The organism is Methylobacterium sp. Leaf106 (assembly GCF_001422895.1).
In the GTDB taxonomy this organism is placed as follows: Bacteria; Pseudomonadota; Alphaproteobacteria; order Rhizobiales; family Beijerinckiaceae; genus Methylobacterium; species Methylobacterium bullatum.
Window position 1 is genome coordinate 92502 of the sequence record NZ_LMNB01000023.1, and the last position, 22729, is coordinate 115230.

The window sequence follows — 22729 nt, forward strand, 5'->3', positions numbered from 1 at the left end:
GCTCAGTCGTCCAGGCCGGAGCGCAGAGCGTCCATGGCCGCCAGCACACCGCCGCGCGTGTGGGGGACGCCGCCGGCCTTGAGGCCCATCTCGACGCCCGACAGCGCCGCCATCAGCATCAGGTCGTTGCATTCGCCGAGATGGCCGATGCGGAAGATCTTGCCCGCCATCTTGGCGAGCCCGGTGCCGAGCGAGAGGTCGTATTTCTCGAGGATCAGAGTGCGCAGGGCATCCGCGTCATGGCCCTCCGGCATCACCACGGCGGTGAGCACGGGCGAGTATTCCGACGGTTCCCGGCACAGAACCTCCAGGCCCCAGCCCTCGACGGCGGCGCGGGTGGCGGCGGCGAGACGCTGGTGGCGGGCAAAGACCTCGGCCAGGCCTTCCTCTCGCAACATGGCGATGGCTTCGCGCAGGCCGTAAAGCAGGTTCGTGGCGGGGGTATAGGGGAAGTAGCCGCCGGCATTCGGCTTCAGCATGTCTTCCCAATCCCAGTAGGAACGGGGCAGAGTCGCTGTCTTCGCGGCGGCCAGAGCCTTGTCCGACAGGGCGACGAGACCGAGGCCCGGCGGCAGCATCAGGCCCTTCTGCGAGCAGCTCACCGCGACGTCGACGCCCCATTCGTCATGGGCATATTCGGCCGAGCCGAGCCCCGAGATCGTATCGACGAGGAAGAGCGCGGGATGGTTCGCCCGGTCGATCGCCTTGCGGATCTCCGGGATCCGGCTCGTGGCGCCGGTGGAGGTCTCGTTATGGACCACCATCACGGCCTTGATCGACTTGGCGCGGTCCTCGGCCAGGATCGCCTCGACCTGCGCCGGATCGACCCCGCGGCGCCAGTCGCCGGGGACGAACTCCACCTCGATGCCCCAGCGCGCCGCCATCTGGCGCCACAGGGTGGCGAAATGGCCGGTCTCGAACATCAACACCCGGTCGCCGGCCGAGAGCGTATTGACGATGGCCGATTCCCAGGCACCCGTGCCGGAACCCGGATAGATGATCACCGGCGAGCGGGTCTGGAAGACGGCCTGGGCGCCTTCCAGCACCGCCTTGCCGAGTCCGGCGAAATCGGGGCCGCGATGGTCGATCACCGGCATGTCCATGGCCCGCAGGACACGCTCGGGCACCGGGCTGGGGCCCGGAATATGCAGGAAATGGCGTCCGGTCCGTGTCGTCATCGAGATCTCCGCGATGGCCGGTCGAGGGAAAGCTGCGCCCGGATCGATGATCCACTGTGCGTCGGAGCAGAAAATTGCATTCATTTTTTGAGAGGGCAAGCATTATTATGCGAACATCTCGTCTCGACCTTCCTGCTTTCGGCTGCTAGGTTCGCATTATGGTGCTTGAGCCTGCCACTGAACCGGAGGCCGATGCGGGCCTCGAACCCGCCGATGGAGCGCGTCTTTCCGCGATGCCGTCGCTGGCGAAATCCCTCCACGGCGAGCTTCTGGCACGCCTGCGGGACTACATCGTCGAGGGCAATCTGGCCGCTGGCGCGCGGGTGCCGGAGCGGATGCTCTGCGAGCGCTTCGGCATCTCGCGCACGCCACTGCGCGAGGCGCTGAAGGTGCTGGCTTCGGAGGGGCTGATCGAGCTCCTGCCGAACCGGGGCGCGCGGGTGCGCCAGCTCGGCGCCGAGGAACTCGTGGACCTGTTCGACGTCATGGGCGGGCTCGAGGCCCTGGCCGGACGCCTCGCCTGCGAGAAGATCACGCCCGCCGCCTATGACGAGATCGAGCGGCTGCATCACGAGATGTATGGCTGCTACATGCGTCGCGACCTGCACGGCTACTTCGCCTGCAACCAGGCGATCCACGACCGGATCGTGCAGGCGGCGGACAACGAGCCGTTGCGGGCGAGCTACGCCAATTTCGCCGGGCGCCTGCGCCGCGTGCGCTACTCGGCCAATCTCGACGAGAATCGCGACCGCTGGGGCGAGGCGATGCGCGAGCATGAGGAAATCCTCGATGCATTGCGCAGGCGCGCCGGCAATGAGCTCAGCGACATCCTGTTCGGGCATCTGCGCAACAAGCGCCGGGCGGCGGCGGGGCGGGAGACAACGTGTCCGCCGGACGCCGGCGTCGCATCGTGACGGCGGCTCAGCGGCGCACCTCATGAAACCGTGCGGCCTGCGCCCGGATCACGTCCGCCGCTTGCAGGATGCCGGCCCGGTCGACGTCGAGATGGGTGGTCGCCCGGATCTGATGCGCGCCGATGGCGCGGATACGCACATCGTCCGCGAGACACGCCTCGGCGAAGGCGGTCGCGGTGATGCCCAGCGGCTCCACCGAGAAGCACAGGATGTTGGACTGGGCCGCATCGGGCGCGATGGCGAGGCCGGGCGCGCCGGTGATGCGGGCCTTCAACTCGCCGGCATTGGCGTTGTCGAGTTCCAGCTGGTCCACATGATGATCGAGGGCGTAGAGGCCGGCCGCGGCGAGGATTCCCGACTGGCGCATGGCGCCACCGAGCCGGTACTTCCACCGCCACGCCTCGACGATGAAGTGCCCCGAGCCGCACAGGACGGCGCCGACCGGGCAGCCGAGGCCCTTGCTCAGGTCGATCCAGACGCTGTCGAAGCCCTTGGCGTAGTCCCTGGCGGAGATGTCGGTGGCGGCCACGGCGTTGAGGAGGCGCGCCCCGTCGATATGCGCCTTCATGCCCTTGTGATGGGCGAGGTCGCGAATGCGGCGCATGTCGGTGAGCGGCCAGACCGAGCCGCCCGAAAAGCTCGTGGTCTGCTCCACCGAGACCAGGGCCGAGCGCGGCGCCGTGCGGGCGGGGGGGCGGATCGCCGCCTCGAACGCCTCGGGCGTGTAGAGGCCGGCCGGGGTGGCCAGAGCCTTCACCGAGACGCCGCCGATGGCCGCCGAGCCGGCGGCCTCGGTGTTGTAGATATGGGACTGATCGTCGACCACGATCTCGTCGCCGGGCCGGGTCTGGACCAGGATCGAGACGAGATTGCACATCGTGCCCGAGGGCATGAACACCCCCGCTTCCATGCCGAGCAGGTCGGCGACGCGCTCGCACAAAGCCAGGGTCGTCGGATCGGAATCGGATTGCTCGTCGCCCACCTCCGCGCGGGCCATGGACTCACGCATGCCGGGTGTGGGCCGCGTCTGCGTGTCGCTATACAAATCGATCATCTGACGGCCCTGTTTTGCATGCAATCCGTGTGGGCCATTCTAGCCGGTCGGGACGATCCCGCCACCCTACCGGAACCCGCATCGCTTTGAAGCCGGCCCACGGCACTCCCACGAGGACGATGGATCATGACCGCAACGGCTGAGCCCGCCACCGGCCCGAACCGCGCCTCTTCGCCCGTCGCCGGGGCGGGGCCGGTCAGTCCGCGCGCCGCCAACCGGCAGGGCGCCGGCCTGCCGCGCCGCCTCGCCGAGGCGCTCGCTGGCGAGGCGAAGTTCGATACCTTCACCCGGGGGCGCTATGCCAACGACGCGTCGATCTACCAGATCATGCCGGCGGGCGTGGTCCTGCCCCGCAGTGCCGCCGACATCGCCGCCACCCTGAAGATCGCGGCCGAGCACGACGTGCCGGTGATCCTGCGCGGCGGCGGCACGTCCCAGAACGGCCAGCCCATCGGGCGCGGCCTCGTGGTCGATTGCTCGCGGCATTTCAACGGGATCATCGCCTACGACGCGCAAGCCGGAACCATCACCGTCGAGCCCGGAATGGTGCTGGAGCGGCTGAACACACGGGTGAAGGCCGATGGCTGGTTCTTTCCCGTGGAGCCCTCCACCGCCACCCGCTGCACCATCGGTGGCATGGCCGGCAACAATTCCTGCGGCGCGCGCTCCCTGCGTTTCGGCAAGATGAGCGACAACGTGCTCGGGATGGAAGCTCTGTTCCATGACGGCGAGCCTTTCGGCTTCGGCCTCACCGGAAACGAGGCGACGGGCGTCACCGGCTCGCGGCGGGCGGACGCCCTCGCCGCCGCCATGCGGGCTCTCGCCGAATCCGAGCGCGACGAGATCCTGCGCATGTACCCGCGTGTGCAGCGCCGGGTCGGCGGCTACAATCTCGATGCGCTGATCGAGGCGCGGCCGAACCTCGCCCATCTCCTCGTCGGCTCGGAGGGGACGCTGGCGGCCACCACCAGCGTGACGTTGAAGCTGTCGCGCCTGCCGACGCACCGGGTCATGGGCGTCTGCCACTTCCCGTCGTTCCGCTCCGCCATGGAGACGACGAAGGTGATCGTCGATCTCGATCCGGTGGCGGTGGAGCTCGTTGACAACAACGTGCTGGTGCTCGGGGCCGACATCCCGATGTTCCGGGCGACTTTGGCCGACATCACCCGTGGCACGCCGAACTGTCTGCTGCTGGTGGAGTTCGCCGGCGACGACCGGGACGCGCTCCTGGCCGATCTTCGGCGTCTCGACGCGTGCATGGCCGATAACGGCCATGTGGACGCCGTCGTGGAGGTTCCCGAACCGGTGCGCCAGAAATCGGTCTGGGAGGTGCGCGAGGCCTGCCTCAACATCATGATGTCGATGAAGGGGGATGCCAAGCCCGTCTCCTTCATCGAGGATTGCGCGGTGCCGCTGGAGCATCTCGCCGATTACACCGACGCGGTGACGGAGGTGTTCACCCGCCACGGCACGCGCGGCACCTGGTACGCCCACGCCTCCGTCGGCTGTCTGCATGTCCGCCCGATCCTCGACATGAAGCAGGGCGGGGACGTCGCCAAGATGCGCGCCATCGCGGAGGCCGCGAGCGAACAGGTCCGCCGCTTCAAGGGCTCCTATTCGGGCGAGCATGGCGACGGCATCTCGCGCTCGGAATACATCGCGCCGATGTTCGGCGAACGCCTGACCCGCGCCTTCGAACAGGTGAAGGACGCGTTCGACCCCGAGAACCGGCTCAACCCCGGCAAGATCGTCCGGCCGCTCAAGATGGACGACCGTTCGCTGATGCGATTCCAGCCGGGCTACGCGGTGAGCCAGCCGAAGAAGACCGCCCTCGACTGGTCGGAATGGGGCGGTTTCGGCGGCGCCGTCGAGATGTGCAACAACAACGGCACGTGCCGGAAGCTCGCGGGCGGGGCGATGTGCCCGTCCTACCGGGCCACGAAAGACGAGCAGCATCTGACCCGTGGCCGGGCGAACTCCCTGCGGCTCGCGATTTCGGGTCAGCTCGGCGCGGACGCCTTCACCAGCCGCGAGATGAAGCGGACCCTGGATCTCTGCGTCTCGTGCAAGGCCTGCCGCCGCGAATGCCCCACAGGCATCGACATGGCCAAGATGAAGGTCGAGTTCCTGCACCATTACCACGCCCGCCACGGCCTGCCCTTGAAGGAGCGGCTGGTGGCGGCCCTGCCGCTCTATGCCGGCACCGCCGCCTGGCTGGCACCGCTCCTCAACCTGCGCGACCGGGTGCCGGCCTTGGCGAGGCTGTCGGAGCGGGTCGCAGGGCTCTCGGCGCGGCGCACCCTGCCGCGCTGGCGCAGGCCCTGGGTCGAGCAGGGCGAGCCGGCCCATCCCGGCGACGTGACCGGGGATTTCCGCGACATCGTGCTGTTCGGCGACACGTTCAACCGCGCCTTCGAGCGGGAGAACCTTGAAGCAGCAGAGCGTGTGCTGATCGCCGCCGGTTACCGCCTGCACCGGGTCTTCCCCAACCGTGGACGCCGCCCCCTCTGCTGCGGCCGCACCTATCTCGCCTCCGGCCAGACCGACCGGGCCCGCGAGGAGGCAAGCCGCACGCTCACCGCGCTGCTGCCCTTCATCCGGGCCGGTGCCCGGATCGTCGGGCTCGAACCGTCCTGCCTGCTGACCTTCCGTGACGAGTTCGCGTCCCTGCTCCCCGGCCCGGAGGCGGGGGAGTTAAGCAAGGCGAGCCTGCTGTTCGAGGAGCTGCTCGCCGTCGATCTCGATGCCGGGCGGATCGCCCTGCCTCTGGCGGACCAGGGCGGGCGGGTCGCCCATCTGCACGGCCATTGCCACCAGAAAGCCTTCGCCGCCATGGGCGCGGTGGAGACGGTGCTGCGCGCGGTGCCGGGGCTCGACGTGCGGGTCATCGAGTCGAGCTGCTGCGGCATGGCGGGCGTCTTCGGATACGGCGCCGAGACCATCGACGTGTCGCTCGCCATGGCCGAGCTCTCGCTGTTCCCGGCCCTGCGCAAGGCCGGCCCGGACGATCTCGTCGTGGCCGACGGCACCAGCTGCCGCCACCAGATCCATGACGGTCTCGGGCTCGAAGCGCTCCATGTGGCGCGCGTGCTGGACGCGGCGATGGCGGCGTCGGCCGACCGTCACTGACGGCCGGGCAGGGCGGCCGGTCATGGTCGTGAGGGCGTGATGGATGGTATCGAGAAAGGCGGGCCGCCTTTCTCGAGTGGAATCCGCCTCGCTCAGGGGACAACATGACCGACCTGGAGCAGAACAAGGCGACTGTGATCGCCTTCTATCGGTTGATGTTCGACGAGTGCCTGCCGCGCGAAGCCATCGAGCGTTATGCGGGCGACAACTACATCCAGCACAACCCGCATGTGGCGAACGGCAAGGACGGCTTCATCGCCTATTTCGAGCGCATGGCGCATGAATGGCCGGGCAAGCGGGTGGAGGTAAAGCGGGCGGTCGCCGAGGGGGATCTCGTGGTGCTGCATTGCCTGCAGCACTGGCCGGGCGACCACGATTATGCGGCCATCGATATCTTCCGGCTCGATCAGGGCGGCAGGATCGTCGAGCATTGGGACGTGCTGCAGATCCTGCCCGATTCTTCCGCCAACCCGAACGGGATGTTCTAGGGAGCGCGTGGCACGCTTTCGGTCTTGGCCATTTCAGTCTCAGCCATTTCCAGTCTTGGCCATGTCATCCGGATGACGTCTGGCGATCTGGGCACGTCAGAGCTCCCCACACTCTGACATGATGCGCTGCCGGCCGCTTCTGCCGTTCCACGCTCGATCGTGCCCCGATCTGGACCCAGCTGGGCGTCGATGCGCTCGGTTTGCCCAGGATGCGTATCGAGATCCGCGTCATCGCCATCATTCCCTGAGCCATCCCGGCACGCTCTGCGGCGGGGCGTGGTGGCAGGATGTTTCGCATTGACAGCAACGCTTCGGCGTTCGACCTCTCGGTGGGCGCGGGGGCTACCGCCGGGGCGTCGTTTCTCATTCTCGATGGCGGGTTCTCTACGGTCGGCCGCGTTGGTCCGCCACGAAAGAACTCGTTCCAAGTGGCTCCCTCGACTGGAGTCGGAGTCTCCGAATGATCGTCTACCTGTCAGCTCTTGCCGGTGGTGCCCTGATCGGGACCTCCGCCGCCCTGCTCCTCGTCCTCAACGGCCGCATCGCCGGGATCAGCGGCATCGCCGCCGGGGCGATGCTGCCGTTGAGCCGGGACACACCGTGGCGCTGGGCCTTCCTCGCCGGCCTGCTCCTCGGCCCGGTCCTGTATCGCCTCGCCCTCGGTGCATGGCCCGTCGTGCAACTCGACGCGCCGTGGAGCCTCATCGTCCTCGGTGGCCTCCTCGTCGGCTACGGGACGCGGCTCGGCGGGGGCTGCACCAGCGGCCACGGCGTCTGCGGCCTCGCCCGGCTGTCGCCCCGCTCCATCGCGGCGGTGGCGACCTTCATGGCCGCCGCCGCCGCGACGGTGTTCCTCGTCCGACATGGTGGATGGTGATGGACACCTTGCGTTCCGCGGTGGGCTTGCTCGCCGGCCTCCTGTTCGGATTCGGCCTCGCGCTCTCGGGCATGATGGACCCGGCGCGCGTTCTCGGCTTCCTCGACGTGGCCGGCGCCTGGGACCCGAGCCTCGCCTTCGTGCTGGCCGGCGCGGTCGCCGTCTCGGCGCTGGGTTATGTCCTCGTGTCGCGGATGCGCAGGCCCGTGCTGGCCCAGCGCTTCGAGATTCCCCACAACCGTCCCATCACGGCGAGCCTGGTCGGCGGTGCCGCCCTGTTCGGCATCGGCTGGGGCCTCGTCGGCCTCTGTCCCGGCCCGGCGCTGGCGGGCCTGACTCTGGGCTTGCCGCAGGTGATCGGGTTCGTGGCGGCGATGGTGGCGGGCATGCTGCTCCACCGCTTCACCGCCGCCGCATCCCGCAAGTGATGCCGGCCGACTGCGCGGCGGCGGGCGTCGAACGCATTCGGCCCGGTCGGAGAACCGACCGGGCCGAATGATGTCACACCGCGTTCTCGGATTCCGACGCTACCGGCGCGGCAGGCTGTGGAGCCCCTTCAGGAAGGCGTCCACGTCCGCGCGGGTGTTGTAGAAGGCGAGCGAGGCGCGAACCGACTGGTCGACCCCGAACCGCCGCAGGGCGGGGAGGGCGCAGTGATGGCCCGAGCGCACGGCGATGCCGCGGGCGTCGAGGTGCTTGGCCACCGCTTCGTTGTCATGCCCATCGACGACGAAGGACATGACGCTGGCTTTCTGTCGCGCGGTTCCGATCAGGCGCAGACCCTTCACCTCGGCAAGCCCGGCTTGCGCGTATTCGAGCAGGTCGTGCTCGTAGGCCGCGATGCCGGGAAGTCCGACGCTCTCGAGGTAGTCCAGGGCCGCGCCGAGCCCCACCGCTCCCGCGATGTCCGGCGTGCCCGCCTCGAACTTCTCGGGAACGCCCTTGTAGACCGTCTTCGAGAAGGTGACGTCCTCGATCATGTGGCCGCCGCCCTGCCACGGAGGCATCGCCTCCAGCAGCGCGCGCTTGCCGTAGAGGGCGCCGATGCCCGTCGGCCCGAACACCTTGTGCCCGGAGAAGACGAGGAAGTCGGCGTCCAGCGCCTGCACGTCCAGGGGGATGTGCGGCGACGATTGCGCCGCATCCACCAGCACCGGCACCCCATAGGCATGCGACAGGGCGATGATCTCACGGACCGGGTTGATGGTGCCCAGAGCGTTGGCCACATGGGTGATCGAGACGATCTTGGTGCGGCCCGACAGGAGGGTCGCGAACTGCTCGAAGATGATCTCGCCGCGATCGTCCACGGGAATCACGCGCAGGGTCGCCCCGGTCGCCTGGGTGAGGAGCTGCCAGGGGACGATGTTGGCGTGATGCTCGATGGTCGAGATGATGATCTCGTCACCCGGGCCGATATTGGCGCGACCGTAGGAGTTGGCGACGAGGTTGATCGCTTCCGTGGTGCCCCGGAGGAAGATGATCTCGTCCGTCGAGGCGGCGTTGATGAAGCGACGCACCTTCTCGCGTCCGCCCTCGAACAGGTCCGTGGAGCGCGCCGCGAGGGTGTGCGCGGCCCGGTGGATGTTCGAGTTATGGCGGGCGTAGAATTCGGACGTCGCGTCGATGACGCTCTGCGGCTTGTGGGTGGTGGCCGCATTGTCGAGCCAGACCAGCGGATGCCCGTTGATGCTCTGGTGCAGGGCCGGGAAGTCCTTGCGCACCCGCTCCACGTCGAAGGGGGCCGCCACCGGGCTGGAGCCCTGCGACGAGACATGGGGCGCATGGCCGGGGCGAGGCTCGTGGCGAGTCGACGGGGCGGGCGCGGCGTTGCCCGTCCGGCTGCGGTCGGTCAGGAAGTAGTACTCGCCCGACAAGAACGGCTCGTCGGCGATCTCCACCTTCCGGCCGGCGCGGGAGACCGTCTCCTGCGAGGCGTTTTGGCCCCCATGACCGGGCGCTTCCGGCACCAGGGACGGCGCGAACCCATGCGCGAAGGCATTGGCGCGCGGGTGGTCCTTGGCGATCGTGGCGTGGAGATCGTGGCCGCCGGGGAGGAAGGCGGCGACATCGGCGACGCTCGGCACGAAGAACTCGGGCAGGCCCCCACGGGGAGCCTGCGCCTCGGGATGGACCGAGGGAAACGCCGATGCTTGAGCGAAGCCCGGACCGGTGAGGCCGGGAAGTCCCACGGGAGGCGCTCCGAACGAGCGGGCGCCGAGAGCCGATCCGTCGGGCTCAAGACCCGACGGCGCGGAACCCGACGGGATCGACGGCGTGCCGAGATCCGCCTTCGGAGCGAGGGGGTGCCCGAAGCCCTGGGGAAGATTCTCCAGAGCCTGCGGCAGCCGTGGGGTGGCCTGCGGCGCTTGCGGCGTCTGCGGCAGGTTGGGGGTCAGGGGCGCGGACGCCGTCTGACCCTGACCGTAGATCTCGCGGGCCAGGCGCCCGACGAGATCCGCATGCGCCGTGTCGCCGAACACCCCCGTAGGGAGACTGCCCGTGGGGAGACCCGGCGCGTTAAGCGTAGTCATGGTAGTTGCCCAGCAGCACGTTATCGAGGCGTGCGATGGCGTCTTCCACCAGCACCGCGGCCGAGAAGTAGCGGGTCACGAGGTGCGAGGCGATGGAATGGTCGTTGGTGCCCATGTAGCGCACCGACAGGCCGGTCTCGATCTCGCCGGTGACGCCGGACTTCTGCAGGCCGACCACGCCCTGTTCGCCTTCGCCGACGCGGAGGAGCAGGATCGAGGTGGTTTGGGCGCCGGTCACCGGGTCGATGTCGATGGGGAGCTTGTCGCTGGGCACGATCGGCACGCCGCGCCAGGTGATGAAGGGCGAGCCGAACAGGTGGATCACCACCGGCGGCACGCCGCGACGGGTGGCTTCACGGCCGAAGGCCGCGATGGCGCGAGGGTGGGCCACGAAGAAGGCGGGCTTCTTCCAGACCAGGGTCAGGAGCTCGTCGAGATCGTCCGGGGTGGGCGGTCCGCCGCGCGTCGGGATGCGCTGGCGCTGGCTGACTTCGTGGAGCAGGCCGAACTCGGAATTGTTGAACAGCTCCCACTCTTCCCGCTCCTTCACGGCATCGACCGTGAGGCGGATCTGCTCGCGCAGCTGGTCGATCTCGTTGGAGTAGAGATCGGTGACGCGGGTGTGGGTGTGCAGGATCGTCTGGATCGTGGAGAGGTGGTACTCGCGCGGGTCGACCTCGTAATCGACATAGGTCGTGGGCAGGCGCGGCTCGCCGGTATGGACCGCCAGAAGCTCGATGCCCTGCTCGCCCTCGCTGTTGGTGTGCCCCTTGAGGCGGTCACGCTCTTCCACGAACTGGGAGATGCGCGAGCGGATGCCCTCGTCCTCGATGGCGGAGCGGTCGAGGGTGAGCAGCGTCACCGCCGAGAGCGCCTTCACGGCGGGAGCGGGCGCGTTCTCGCTCACGAGATCGTTGTCGCCGAAATAGTCGCCGCCGGTGGCGAGACCCTGGCGCAGGCGGTTCTTGAACGGGCCCGACAGGGTCAGTTCGACGGTGCCCTCGGCCACGACGGTGAGGCTGCGGCCGGTGGAGCCCTCCTCGGCGATGACGTCGCCCGCCTTGTGCTGGGAGACGGTGAACTTGGAGGCCAGCGCCGACAGCTCGTTGTCGCCGAGACGGCTGAACAGCGGGACACTGCGCAGGGAGGCCGGGCGCACGGTGCGGGTGCCGCCGTCATTGGCGAGCTCGATGCGGCCGGGCTTGGCCAGAACCACGGCGCGGCGGTTGACCCGGTAGACGCCGCCGGCGACGTCGACGAAGGGGAGCAGGCGATGGAACCAGCGGGGGGTGTTGGCCGCGTTCTGGACCGACGTGACGGTCGCCGTTGCAAGATTGCGTGCCGCCGAGGCGCTCACGCTCAGACCGGGTCCACTCATGGGGGTTCGTCTCCGTATTGCGGCAGGAGGCGTTGGCCGGCCGTGACGCGGCGCATGCCGCATCGTAGCCGCGCCTATCACGCGTCCGCTCTCGCTCGATGATGATCTTGGACTGATCTTGATCGGCCCCCGCTGCCTCAGACAAAGCGTCACTGCGGGGACGGGTTGTTTCTAACGCTTGATCTTGAAGGGGGTCAATGAAATTCTGTTCTATAAATTATCGTCTTTAGAGAATGGATATTCTATTTTATGCCGTATAAGATATTTTAATTCTATTAATAGCAACTATAGGAGATGATTTATCTCGTGCTGCGCGGCTCCGTGGGACGAGAAGAGTTGAAAAATCGTTCCTAAATCCCGTCACCGAAAAACTGGTCCATGCTGAGGGCGGGGTCCTCGGTGGGGCTGATGCGCGACACGACGCGGGCCGGCACGCCCGCGACGGTGGTGTGGGCGGGCACGTCGTGCAGCACCACGGCGGCGGCGGCGACCTTCGCGCCCTCGCCGACCCGGATATTGCCCAGCACCTTGGCGCCGACGCTGAGCAGAACCCCGCGTTCGATCTTCGGATGGCGGTCGCCGCTCTCCTTGCCGTTGCCCCCGAGGGTCACCGATTGCAGGATCGAGACATCGTCGGCGATCACCGTGGTCTCGCCGATGACGACGCCGGTGGCGTGATCGATGAACACGCCCGAGCCGATTCGCGCGGCGGGATGGATGTCGGCCCCGAACACCTCCGAGATCCGGCTCTGGATATGCAGCGCCAGGGTGGCGCGGCCCTGGTGCCAAAGCCAATGGGCCACCCGGTAGCCCTCCAGAGAGGCCAGCCCTTTGTAGAACAGGAAGGGATCGAGATAGCGGCGGCAGGTGGGGTCGCGCTCGCGGATGGCGACGATGTCGCGGACCGCGTGACCGCCCGCATGCGGGTCCGCCTGGAAGGCGGCGAGGCAGAGGTCGCGGGTGGACAGGCGGGAGAGATCGCCGTCGCCGAGGCGATGGGCGAGCCGGTAGGCGAGGGCATGGATCAGGCTCGGCTGATCCAGGACCGTCGCCTGGATGATGCCGGCATAGAGCGGCTCTTCGATCAACGCGGCTTCGGCCTCGGCGCGCATGGCACGCCAGAGGTCGGCTTCGACGGTGGTCTGGCTCACGGTGCGCAGGGGCGGACGGAGGATGTTGGTGGGAACGCTGCGCGTCGCTAGGCTGCCCGCTGTCATGATCGGTCTTCCACTCCTCGCGCCCGGCTCGCGAGAGCCTGCCTTTAACCCCCGCAGACCGCGCGCTCAGCCGATGCGTTGGAACAGCGTCGCGATGTAGCCGACGAGCAGGCCGTGGCCCTCGAACTGGACGTTCACCGCCTCTGCCCCGTCGGGGCCGGATACGATGTCGACGATACGCCCCGTGGCGTGACGCCAGATGCCCAGCGCCTCGGCGACATCGAGTCTCGCGAACACGACCTGATCTCCGAGAACCATCGTTCCCTCCTCCGGGTGTCGTTTTTCAGTGTTGGGGGATCGTCCGAGCACCTGACGGCCAATGCCGGTCAGGACCTCACATGCCTCGAAACGCTCGTCTCATGGGTCGAACCTATGAGCTTTCGCCGAGTATCGGCATTCGTGCGAGGCGAGGCGTACACTCGGCATGCGCCGGGTGGATCGTCACGTCTGAGGGTAACAGTCCAAGGCGTAACGACACGGATTTCCAATCCAAGCATTGCCTGCGGACAAACCTGTCTCGGGAGGCATGGTGCAGGCAGGCGGTTCTTTCTTTTGTCTCCCTGCATTGTGCATATCTTGGCTCGTTCGGGTCAACGAGAGTGATTTTCAAAGACTAGGCGCTTCCCGAAAGATCCTTCCCTCGAGTCCGGTGCGGGGAGCAGGCTTGTCCTTCCGCTTCGATTCCCGGCCATCGGCCTCCGGGGCCGGCATCGCCGGTGTCTGACCCCGGTCAGATTCCGCTGAACCAGTTGTAGCCCTGGTCCTCCCAGTAGCCGCCGGGATAGTCGTTGGTCACGAAGACCGAGACGATGTGCTTGGGGCTCTTGAAGCCGAGCTTCGTCGGCACGCGCACCCGGAGGGGGTAGCCGTATTCGAGAGGCAGGGCGCTGCCGCCAAAATCCAGGGCCAGCACCGTCTGCGGATGGAGGGCGCTCGGCATGTCGAGGCTGCCGTAATAGCGGTCGGCGCATTTGAAGCCGACATACTTCGCGGTGAGGTCGGCCCCGACCCGCTCCAGGAAGGCCTTCAGCGGCACGCCGCTCCACTGGCCGATCTGGCTCCAGCCCTCGATGCAGATGTGACGGGTGATCTGGCTCTCCTGCGGCAGGGCGCGCAGCTTTTGCAAGGTCCAGGGCGTCTTGTCGGCGACGAGGCCCGACACGTCGAGCTTCCAGGTCGCTTCGTCGATCTCGGGGATGTTGTCCGGCGGGTAGTAGGCGTTGAAGCGGAACGGCGTGTCGATCATGCTCGCCGGATAGGTCGGTGCCAGCGTGTTCGGGTCGAACAGCCAGGCCTGGACCCGGTCGTTGGCGCGCGACATCGCCCACAGCGTGCGGTCGATCAGGGTACCGTTGGTGCCGGTGGAGAGGTCGCAGCCCGAAAGCAGCGACAGGGCGCCGAGGGACAGGCCCGAGCGCAGGAACAGGCGGCGCTCCAGCTTCACCAGTTCCGGCTGGATCTCCCGGCGAAGCGCGCGCAGGCGTTTCGCCTTGGTCTCGTCACGGCTCATGAGCGCGTCTCCACGGGGTTGCGGGCGCGGCCTGTGACCATCGCCACGAGGGTGCGCGGCACCAGGATGACCAGCGCGAGATGAAGCAGGATGAATCCGACGAGGCCGGACATGGCGAAGAAATGCACGCGCCGCGCCCATTCATAGCCGCCGAACAAAGCGGCGAGTCCCTGCAACTGGACCGGCTTCCACAAAGCGAGGCCGGAGGCGACGAGGAGGATTCCGAGAAGGAACGCCACCAGATAGGCGACCCTCTGCACCGCGTTGTACTCGCCGATCCGGTGGGCGAGGCGCAACCTGACGGCGTCGGCGGCGTCGCGCCAGAACGCCCTCGGGCTCAGCGGCAGGAACGATCTGGCGAAATGCCGTGCGAACAGGCCGTAGAGGACGTAGGCGAGTCCGTTCAGGGCGAACAGCCACATGGCGGCGAAGTGCCAGGCGAGCGCCCCGCCCAGCCATCCGCCGAGGGTCGCCCATTTCGGGAAGACGAAGGGAAAGAACGGCGAGGCGTTGTAGATCGCCCAGCCGCTGAACAGCATGCAGAACACCGCGACCGCATTGATCCAGTGGGTCACGCGCACGATGAGCGGGTGGATCACCGTGATGCGAAACTGCGTGTTCGAGGAGACGGTCATCCGGAACATCCTATGAGCGGTGGCGTCTCGGTCCCTGCTCCCATCCGCGACCTCATTCTGAGGCGCAGGAGCGAAGCGAAGGCCTCGAAGGAGATCTCCAGATATCGCTGTGCGTTCCGGAGGGCTCCTTCGAGGCTGCTGCGCGGCACCTCAGGGGGGAGGTGTGTGGGTGGGGGAAGCGGTCTACGAGGCTTGTGAATGGCTTCGTCGACGTTGCCTCATTCACATCGACGGGACGGTGCCGTTGCGGCCGACGATGAGGATCACGGCGGTGGGCTTGCCGTCGGTGCCCTTCTTGGTGAAGGCCACGACCTTAGCTCCGTCGACGACGATGGACTTGTCGCCCGGATCCACCAGGGTCACCGGCACGTCGTCCGGAACATTCACCTTCTTCTCACCGCCCTGGTACTTGACCAGCAAGGTCCGCCCCTCGGTGCCGGAGATGGTGCCGATGGCGCCGTTGGTCATGGTGGAGTTGGAGCCGAGATCCCACGGGTAATGCCCGTCCGCCGTGCCACGCAGGGAGGAGGCGAAGACGGTGACCTGGAGCGCCTTCTGCGAACCGTCCGGCTGCGGGATCGCCGCGGTGCCGATGTAGCTGTCGGGCTTGATGTCGGTGATCTTGCCGGTGGAGGCCGCCAGTACCTTCACGTCGGGTGCCATGCTGACCGTCAGCGCCTCGCCCACGCGCGGCTTGATCGTCACGGCCGTGCCGTCCACCTTCTCGATGGTGCCGCGATAGCGCGTGATGTCGTCGGCCTGGGCGGCGGTGGCCGTCACCACGAGGGTCAGGGTGAGCGTCGTCAGGAAGGATTTCAGCATGGCGGTTCCTCGGTGGTTCGGCGTCGTTGTGGTCGGGGCGGATTCATGAGGTCCAGCCCCGGTGCCGGGGCTGCGCCGCCGCCCCGGAAGGGTGTGTTCGCGAGGCGGTCGCCTACATGGGCGGGACGGTGCCGTTCTCGCCGACGATCATCCGGTCGGCGACCATCGTGCCGGCGGCATCCGCTTTGGTGATCGCCACTACGCGGGCGCCGACCTTGATGACGGATGTGTCCGAGGGGTTGAGGGAGACGATCGGCACGTCCTCGGGGACCGTGATGGTCTTCTCGCCGCCCTTGTAGGTCACGGTGATCGTGCGGCCGGTAGTGCCCGCGAGGGCGCCCACGGCGCCGTTCGTCATCGTGTTCTCCTTCTCGAGGTCCCACGGATAATGGCCGTCGCCCGTACCGCGCATGCTCGGGGCGAAGACGGCGACTTCGAGGGCCTTGAGGGTGCCGTCGGCCTGGGGCGTCGCGGCGGTGCCGACGTAGCTGTCGGGCTTGATGTCGCCGATCTCGGCCTTGCTGGCGGCGGCCACCCTCATCGCATCGGCGAACTTCACCGAGACGGCCTGACCGATGCGGGGCTTGATCGTGACGTGATCGGCCGCGACGGATTCGATCGTTCCGCGCACGCGGACCAGTGGAGAATCGGCCAGGACGGGCAGGCTGGAAGACAGGCCGACGCACAGGGTTGCGGCCGCGATGATCCGTCGTGTCATGGAATGCCTTGCGCTGGAGCGATCCCGGCTGTCGGGACCCTCGCCGGACGCTTCCGCCTGCACGGCGGGAAGCGCTCGGACAACGCGCGATGTGGCATCGGGTTCGTATGCGCACAAATCAATTGCGCGCTATCGTGGGTCTGTCAGTGGGCCATCAGCATCGGCATGGTGGCATGGGCCAGCACGTGACTAGTGGCGCCTCCGAAGATCATCTGGCGCAGGCGGCTCTGGGTATAGGCACCCTTGATCAGGAGATCGCAGCCGAATTCCTGCGCCTCGTTGAGGAAGACCTCGCCGGGTGTGCGCCGGCCTTCGGTGAAGGCCTTGTGGTCTGCGAAGATGCCTTCGCAGGCGAGCGCCTTGGCCAGATCCTCCGCGCTCGGCCCCGGCACCATGCCGCCCTCCGCGCTGACGACGCGGATACGCGAGGCCTTGCGCAGGAAGGGCATGGCGAAGGCCACGGCCCGCGCGGTCTCGCTCGACCCGTTCCAGGCGATCAGGATCGCCTCGCCGAGGCTCGTCGGAGGAGTGGGGGGCGCCAGCAGGATCGGCCGGCCGCTCTCGAACAGGGCCGTCTCGAACGTGGTCATGCGCGGGGCGCCATCCCCGGACCCGGGCCGGCCCACCACGGTGGCGGTGAACAGGCGGGCATAATGTCCGAGGAAGGCGTCGCCCGCCGGCACGTCCGGGCGCCAGCGGTAGCGGGTTCCGGCGGCGGCCACGAATTCGGGGGTGCACGGCCCTTCCGTGGCGACGGGAATGCCGGCGCCGGCGAGGAAATCGACGAAGCGCTTGCCGGCATCCTCGGCCTCGGCCTTGTCGGCCTCCTCGTCGCGCAGCCACGTCATGCCGCCGACCATGTCCACCGGAACGTATTCGGCGAGGGCCGGACGCACGGAGACGCCTTCGATCAGGCTGCCGAAGCGGCGTCCCACCAGGAGCGTGGTCGCGAAGACGGAGGGCAGCGCGTCATGGAGCGCCACCGGAACGAGCAGGGTCTTCATCGCCGGGAGCCTCCATCCACATCATCGCCGCCGACGGGCAGGCTAGTGCGGTTTCGCGTTCCCGAAAACTCCGGCTCGTCGTCAACCCACGCTTTTCTGCGGCCTTCGCGGGTCACGCCGTGAATCCGTGCCTACGACGAGCTGGCGAGGCTAAAACGACAGGTTAAGCTTGGCTATAGAGCCGTGCCGATCATCGCCGTGATCCTGTCGATATCAGTAGAATAGCCCGCATGACGATGACATTCTTCGGGAACCCAATGGAGGGGCTGTCGTTGTCCGGCAAACGTGGCGTTGTCGGATACGCCGATCCGCAGAGATGTGGTCCGGTCCGCCGCCTTTGCGTTTTCAAGATCATATCCAGAGGTCAGAATCATGAATAAGTACGTTGCGCTGTCCGCCATTGCCGTCGTCATGTCGACCCCCGCCGCCGCCCAGACCATGTCCGGCGATTTCCGGCTCCAGGCGATGCAGGCCAATGCGTTCGAGGTCCAGTCGAGCCAGATCGCGCTGTCGAAGAGCCGCAACCCGCAGGTCATCCGCTTCGCCCGTGACGCCGTGCGTGACCACCGGGCCGCGAACGTGGCCCTGGCCGGCGGCGAGCGGACCTATGCCGGCAACGGTGGTCCCGGCGGACTGATCGGCGCGCCTCTGGCGATTGCCGGCGGCGCGGTGGGCGCGGCCACGGGTGCCGCCACGGGCGTCGTGGCCGGTACGCTCAGCGGCGGCCCTGTCGGCGCCGTCGAGGGGATCGGCAGCGGCGCGAGCCGTGGTGCCGCCGCCGGCAGCCAGGCCTTCAACGGCGATGTCGACACCACCGCCGGCACCACCATGGTCCCGGTCGATCCGCAGCAGCAGGCCATGCTCTCCGAGCTCGCCGCCGCTCCGGCCGGCCCGCGCTTCGACCGTCTCTACGGCCAGATCCAGGTGAGGTCGCACGAGGCGGCCATCGGCATGTACCAGTCCTACGCCCAGACCGGCACGAACCCGGCCCTGCGCGCCCATGCCGAACAGGCGCTGCCGGTGCTCCAGCAGCATTACCAGATGGCGCAGCGCCTCCCCGGCGCCCGCTAAGGGGTTGAAACCCACCGCCGGTCGATGGGCCGGCGGTGGAACGGATGCACGAAAAAACGCCGGGCCGATGAGGCCCGGCGTTTCGCGTTTGCCTGCATCTCACCGGATCAGGTGATGGACCCCATATCCGGCAGGATACGGGGGCTCAGGTTATGTGGGCCGATGCGATCAGACTTCGCTGCTGTGCATCAGGGAGGCCGGGGTCATCGTCTTTCCGCCGCCATCGACGGCGGGCTCGAAATCACCCGTCTCGGGATTGCGCAGGAGAAGCTCGCCATGAGCGATGCCGAAATGCGCGCCGTGGAGCGCCAGGCGGCCATCGGCGACGCGCTCGCGCACGAAGGGGAACGTCATCAGGTTCTCGAGGCTCTGCGCCACGGTGGCGTATTCCAGGCGCGTCAGGTGGTCCGGTCCCTTCTGCACCTTGAGTTTCTCCTCGGCGCCCTTCACCAGGGAGACCCATTTGCCGATGAAGTCGCTCGTCGAGAGCGGGCCTGGCGGGTTGGCGTAGGCCTTGATGCCGCCGCAGGTGGCGTGGCCCAGAACGACGATGTGCTTCACTTCCAGGGCCTGGACGGCGAACTCGATGGCCGCCGACGTGCCATGATACTCGCCGCCCTCCTCGAAGGGGGGAACGAGGTTGGCCACGTTGCGGATGATGAAGAGTTCGCCCGGTCCGGTATCGAAGATGACTTCCGGCGAAACGCGGCTGTCACAGCAGCCGATCAGCAAGACTTCCGGGCTCTGCCCTTGTGCCAGGGCGGCGTAGCGTTTGGCCTCGTGGGACAAGCGTCCATCGAGGAACGACCGGTATCCTGAGGTCAGCTTTTGTGGGAACATGCGTTTTCCTTCCTTGAGCATTGTTGTTGGGGGTTGCCGTGACAACCCGGTTCTCGACATTCAGCCTCGACTAGCGAGACCTGTGCCGTATCTGGTTCCGAGGCCCTATCTGGCCCAGTCTCGGGCCGGTGGCCCAGTGCGGGTTCACACCTGATGCCAGGTCAGGGTGACGGGCGGCTCGGGCCGCTCGCCCGACGCGATGCGTCTGGCCAGGCGAGCGAGGCCCGCGGGCTCGATCCGCTCACCGCTGGCCTCCAACTCGTCGAGCGTCCACCAGCGCGTGCCGAGGACCGTGCTGTCCTCGGTCTCGGCGAGGCGGCTGGTATCGACCTCGTCGCTGGGCAGACGCACGACGAAATAGCGTTCGCGGGCATCACGCGGCTTCGGGAATAGAAAGAACGGACCGTCGCAGGCAGCGACCTGCGGCCCGATCTCGGCATCGAAAACCCCGATTTCCTCACCGAGTTCCCGAAGGCAGGCTTGCGCGTGGCTTTCGCCGGGCTCCAGCCCGCCACCGGGCATGAACCAGAAGGTCCGCTCCTCCGGCCTCGATGGATCGATGGGGCGTTGCGCCTCGTAGGCGATCAGGAGCAGCCGGTCCTGCGGGTCGAAGACGAGGGCACGGGCGACGTGGCGCAGGGGAGGCACACCGGACCCTTGGCTGGACTCGGGTTCGGGGGGCTGGGTCGACGAGGGACGAATCATGACGACGGTCTAGCAGGGAATCGGACCCTCGCCAGCAGGCGCCCAGATCACCACGGGAAGGCCATGGAGGTCGCGTCCCGGCGGGTCGGGCATCGGGATGGCGCGTCCGAGGACGATGTCGCGGGCGACGACCAAGGCAGCGAGGGCGTCGAGGTGATCGTCGGCCCCTACGCCCGCCGGTCTGCCTGCGTCCACCAGCATCGCGGGTAGACCGGCCCATCGCAGGAGCGCGCGGCGCTCTTCCAGCCCTTCCCGACGCCCCGGCCCCTTCTTGGCCGATGCCAGCGGACGGTCGCCGTTGAGGCGGCGGAACGCCACTTCCGGGTGAACCTCGTGAACCCGCTCGCGCAGCGGCGGCCGCGCCAGGAGCAGGTCATCCACCTCGCGGATGTAGCGGGTGATGTTCCAGCACTGGATCGAGGGTGCGAAGGGAGGGACGCTGGCGGCGCGGGAGAGCGCCTTGGCCTCCTCGTAGCTGCCGGCATGGACCGCTGCCCGTGGCGGCACCGGGAAGACGCTGGATCGCCCGCCCGCGAGATAGGCCCTGGCCGCGCGGTCGGCGGCCCGGCCGCCGCCCTCGACGCGGTCGGGCAGGCCGATCGGGACGTCGATCCCGACGCAGACCGGCGATTCCGGCCCGTCCAGGATATCGGAGACGCGGGCAAAGCGCCCGGCGCGGTAGCGGCCGGGATCGTCGAGATCGAGGAGGGCTCCGGCCCAGGCGCCGCGGCAGCCGTCGAGTCCGGCGATCCAGCGCGTCATGCGAGCCCCGCGAACCGCGACGGCTCTGGCGGGTTGATGCTGCTCACGGACGGCCGGCTTCGAGGGCCGTCCCGTCGCACCGGATAACGCCGCCGCCGGCGGCACGCTTCACAGGATCGTTCCATGGACATCGCCGTCGACAAGGTCACCGAAATCATCCTCCGGGTCAGGGCGCTCGACGTGAAGGAGGGTGCCACCGACCCCGATTCGGGCTCCAACCCGATCGACGACGGCTCCACCGACGTGCTCACGTCGGGCACCGACGATGCCACGGAATCGGAGGTCCGTTCGATGATCTCCGGCCTCAACGACGACGAGCGGGCCAATCTCCTCGCCCTTCTCTATGTCGGGCGCGGTGATATGGAGGCCGAGGAATGGGGTGAGGCCGTGCGCTTCGCCCGCGAACGCGAGGCGGTGGGCGAGGGCGCGCTGCACGAGATCATGGCCTCGCCCGATGCGGGCGATCTCCTCGACGAAGGGCTCGCCGCCCTTGGGATCAGCCAGGACGTCTCGGAGGCTTGAGACCGGACGGTGGTGAGCCGGCCTCATCACCATCCGCCCGCGTGGTGGCTCGTGTCCCCGCCGAATCCGCCGTAGTCGGCTGGTGCGGTTCGGCGTGGCGCCGGGGCAACGATCTCCCGTTTCCGCAATCATGCCCCGAAATCCACAGCGTTAACCTTTTATTAACCCGGCGATTGCCGATCCAACGTGGCCGTGAGACGTTCGTTAACAACAGATTAACGAGACGAGCGGCGGCCATGCGGATCGCGATTTCGAAGTTCCACGATGCGGTGCACGCCCTCAAGCGCGGCATCGGTGGTTTGGGTCTGCTCTCCGGCCTGGCGGTCGCGTCCCTCGCCGCCATGCCGAACCTCGCCTCCGCTCAGACCCTGGCCTCGCTCCCCAGCGTGGCGAGCACCATCTCCACCACCGGTGCCGCCCGCCCGATCAGCGCCTGGGTCACCTTCTGCGAGACCTACGCCTCCGAATGCGCGGTGAATGTCTCGGAGCCCGCGACGATCAGCCTGACGCCGGGCGTCTGGAACACCATCGTCTCGGTGAACCGCCGCGTGAACAAGTCTATCCGTGCCGTCACCGACATGGACCAGCTCGGCATGGCCGACCGCTGGGATCTGGCCGAATCCGGTGCCGGCGATTGCGAGGATTTCCAGCTCCTGAAGCGCAAGCTCCTCGCCGAGGCCGGCCTGCCGCGCCGGGCCATGCGGATGACGGTGGTCATCGACGAGAAGGGGGAGGGGCATGCCGTCCTCACCCTGATCACCGACCGGGGCGACCTCATCCTCGACAACAAGACCAACAGCGTGCTGCCCTGGCGCCAGACCGGCTACACGTTCATCAAACGCGAAAGCCAGAATGCCATGGCCTGGGTGTCCCTCGGCCGTGCCGCGTCGCCGGTGACCACCGCCAACCGATAGGAGCGGGATTCGCTGGGACGAGCCGTCCCGGAGGGGGATCGCATCAAAGGCGATACATTAGCGACTTGTTAAGCGCGTGCGGGTGAGGGTTGCCGGGTTCGGGAATCCCTCGCCATGACGAAGCTGAGCCGCTCGCCCGCAGCCTTGCTGCTGGCCTCCATCCTGCCCCTGTGCTGCACGGCCCCCGCCTCGGCCCTGAATTCCGACGTCGGTGCCCTGCACGCCTCCTGGCGCGGATGCCTGCATCGGAATTTCGACTTGCAGGCACTCGTGACGAGCCGGACACTGGCGGTCGAGTCGGCCGTGAAATCCTGCCGTGCCAGCGAAGCGGCTTATCTCGCCGCCCTGTCGACGTCCCCCCTGGTGGATGACGAGGACGTATCCCGGGTCCGTCCGGCCCTGATCCAGCGCGCCAAGGGCTGGCTTCTCCAGAAGGCGAGCGGCACGCGCCCGCTCTGAC

At 67.8% G+C, this 22729-nt stretch carries 23 protein-coding genes; 9 read left to right on the forward strand and 14 right to left on the reverse strand.

Annotation, left to right across the window (positions count from 1 at the left end; all coding sequences use genetic code 11):
- Positions 1-2 precede the first annotated feature (2 nt).
- On the reverse strand, positions 3-1178 hold the full coding sequence (locus ASF34_RS12220) for a pyridoxal-phosphate-dependent aminotransferase family protein (RefSeq protein ID WP_056162024.1): 1176 nt from the start codon (positions 1176-1178) through the stop codon (positions 3-5).
- A gap of 158 nt (positions 1179-1336) precedes the next feature.
- Between ASF34_RS12220 and ASF34_RS12225 the strand changes: the two genes are divergently transcribed.
- The gene (locus ASF34_RS12225) at positions 1337-2092 is read left to right on the forward strand and encodes a GntR family transcriptional regulator (RefSeq protein WP_056161372.1); all 756 of its coding nucleotides are present in this window, start codon (positions 1337-1339) and stop codon (positions 2090-2092) included.
- Positions 2093-2099: 7 nt separating this feature from the next.
- Here the strand turns inward: ASF34_RS12225 and ASF34_RS12230 are convergent, their stop codons facing one another.
- Positions 2100-3146 (reverse strand): threonine aldolase family protein, encoded by a 1047-nt coding sequence (locus ASF34_RS12230; RefSeq protein ID WP_056161375.1) that lies wholly within the window; start codon positions 3144-3146, stop codon positions 2100-2102.
- A gap of 126 nt (positions 3147-3272) precedes the next feature.
- Between ASF34_RS12230 and ASF34_RS12235 the strand changes: the two genes are divergently transcribed.
- The 4 genes from ASF34_RS12235 (at position 3273) to ASF34_RS12250 (ending at position 8068) form a co-directional block, all read left to right on the forward strand.
- Positions 3273-6275 (forward strand): FAD-binding and (Fe-S)-binding domain-containing protein, encoded by a 3003-nt coding sequence (locus tag ASF34_RS12235; protein WP_056161377.1) that lies wholly within the window; start codon positions 3273-3275, stop codon positions 6273-6275.
- 104 nt (positions 6276-6379) lie between these two features.
- Positions 6380-6763, forward strand: a complete 384-nt coding sequence (locus ASF34_RS12240) for a nuclear transport factor 2 family protein (RefSeq protein ID WP_056139790.1) — start codon at positions 6380-6382, stop codon at positions 6761-6763.
- A 460-nt stretch (positions 6764-7223) separates the two neighbouring features.
- Positions 7224-7640 carry a YeeE/YedE family protein gene (locus ASF34_RS12245; protein WP_056161379.1) on the forward strand — a complete coding sequence of 139 codons (417 nt, stop codon included), beginning with the start codon at positions 7224-7226 and terminating at the stop codon, positions 7638-7640.
- Positions 7640-8068, forward strand: a complete 429-nt coding sequence (locus ASF34_RS12250; protein WP_187273475.1) for a DUF6691 family protein — start codon at positions 7640-7642, stop codon at positions 8066-8068. Before ASF34_RS12245 ends, ASF34_RS12250 begins: the two co-directional genes overlap by 1 nt.
- 99 nt (positions 8069-8167) lie before the next feature.
- On the opposite strand, the gene ASF34_RS12255 is transcribed toward ASF34_RS12250, so the two are convergent.
- The 9 genes from ASF34_RS12255 to ASF34_RS12295 form a co-directional block, all read right to left on the reverse strand.
- Entirely contained in the window at positions 8168-10171 is a 2004-nt protein-coding gene (locus tag ASF34_RS12255) for a family 2A encapsulin nanocompartment cargo protein cysteine desulfurase (RefSeq protein WP_056161381.1), read from the reverse strand.
- Positions 10158-11549, reverse strand: coding sequence for a family 2B encapsulin nanocompartment shell protein (locus ASF34_RS12260; protein ID WP_018045407.1), 1392 nt, complete (start codon positions 11547-11549; stop codon positions 10158-10160). The genes ASF34_RS12255 and ASF34_RS12260 overlap by 14 nt, the downstream gene beginning before the upstream one ends.
- Positions 11550-11899: 350 nt before the next feature.
- Positions 11900-12766, reverse strand: coding sequence for a serine O-acetyltransferase (cysE, locus tag ASF34_RS12265; protein ID WP_018045406.1), 867 nt, complete (start codon positions 12764-12766; stop codon positions 11900-11902).
- Between the two features lie 66 nt (positions 12767-12832).
- A complete protein-coding gene (locus tag ASF34_RS12270; protein ID WP_018045405.1) occupies positions 12833-13024 on the reverse strand; it encodes a hypothetical protein in 192 nt (63 codons plus the stop codon).
- A 472-nt stretch (positions 13025-13496) separates the two neighbouring features.
- Positions 13497-14276 (reverse strand): molybdopterin-dependent oxidoreductase, encoded by a 780-nt coding sequence (locus tag ASF34_RS12275; protein ID WP_056161383.1) that lies wholly within the window; start codon positions 14274-14276, stop codon positions 13497-13499.
- Positions 14273-14920: a cytochrome b/b6 domain-containing protein gene (locus tag ASF34_RS12280; RefSeq protein ID WP_082494161.1), complete on the reverse strand. Its 648-nt coding sequence runs from the start codon at positions 14918-14920 to the stop codon at positions 14273-14275. Before ASF34_RS12280 ends, ASF34_RS12275 begins: the two co-directional genes overlap by 4 nt.
- Positions 14921-15133: 213 nt before the next feature.
- A complete protein-coding gene (locus tag ASF34_RS12285; RefSeq protein WP_056161384.1) occupies positions 15134-15733 on the reverse strand; it encodes a hypothetical protein in 600 nt (199 codons plus the stop codon).
- Between the two features lie 112 nt (positions 15734-15845).
- Positions 15846-16451: a hypothetical protein gene (locus ASF34_RS12290; RefSeq protein ID WP_018045401.1), complete on the reverse strand. Its 606-nt coding sequence runs from the start codon at positions 16449-16451 to the stop codon at positions 15846-15848.
- A gap of 143 nt (positions 16452-16594) precedes the next feature.
- Positions 16595-17455, reverse strand: a complete 861-nt coding sequence (locus tag ASF34_RS12295) for a universal stress protein (RefSeq protein WP_056161386.1) — start codon at positions 17453-17455, stop codon at positions 16595-16597.
- Positions 17456-17824: 369 nt separating this feature from the next.
- On the opposite strand from ASF34_RS12295, the gene ASF34_RS12300 reads away from it, so the two are divergent.
- The gene (locus ASF34_RS12300; protein ID WP_056162031.1) at positions 17825-18526 is read left to right on the forward strand and encodes a DUF4142 domain-containing protein; all 702 of its coding nucleotides are present in this window, start codon (positions 17825-17827) and stop codon (positions 18524-18526) included.
- A gap of 168 nt (positions 18527-18694) precedes the next feature.
- Here ASF34_RS12300 and ASF34_RS12305 read toward each other — a convergent pair whose 3' ends face one another.
- From ASF34_RS12305 to ASF34_RS12315, 3 genes are all read right to left on the reverse strand, one after another.
- On the reverse strand, positions 18695-19366 hold the full coding sequence (locus tag ASF34_RS12305) for a carbonic anhydrase (RefSeq protein ID WP_026176208.1): 672 nt from the start codon (positions 19364-19366) through the stop codon (positions 18695-18697).
- A gap of 144 nt (positions 19367-19510) precedes the next feature.
- Positions 19511-20071, reverse strand: a complete 561-nt coding sequence (locus ASF34_RS12310; protein ID WP_081612694.1) for an NUDIX hydrolase — start codon at positions 20069-20071, stop codon at positions 19511-19513.
- Positions 20072-20080: 9 nt separating this feature from the next.
- Positions 20081-20833, reverse strand: a complete 753-nt coding sequence (locus tag ASF34_RS12315) for a DUF429 domain-containing protein (protein WP_056161389.1) — start codon at positions 20831-20833, stop codon at positions 20081-20083.
- 123 nt (positions 20834-20956) lie between these two features.
- Between ASF34_RS12315 and ASF34_RS12320 the strand changes: the two genes are divergently transcribed.
- The 3 genes from ASF34_RS12320 (at position 20957) to ASF34_RS12330 (ending at position 22728) form a co-directional block, all read left to right on the forward strand.
- The gene (locus ASF34_RS12320) at positions 20957-21355 is read left to right on the forward strand and encodes a DUF3775 domain-containing protein (protein ID WP_018045395.1); all 399 of its coding nucleotides are present in this window, start codon (positions 20957-20959) and stop codon (positions 21353-21355) included.
- Between the two features lie 236 nt (positions 21356-21591).
- On the forward strand, positions 21592-22269 hold the full coding sequence (locus tag ASF34_RS12325; protein ID WP_056139818.1) for a transglutaminase-like cysteine peptidase: 678 nt from the start codon (positions 21592-21594) through the stop codon (positions 22267-22269).
- Positions 22270-22383: 114 nt separating this feature from the next.
- A complete protein-coding gene (locus ASF34_RS12330) occupies positions 22384-22728 on the forward strand; it encodes a hypothetical protein (protein ID WP_056161391.1) in 345 nt (114 codons plus the stop codon).
- Position 22729 lies beyond the last annotated feature (1 nt).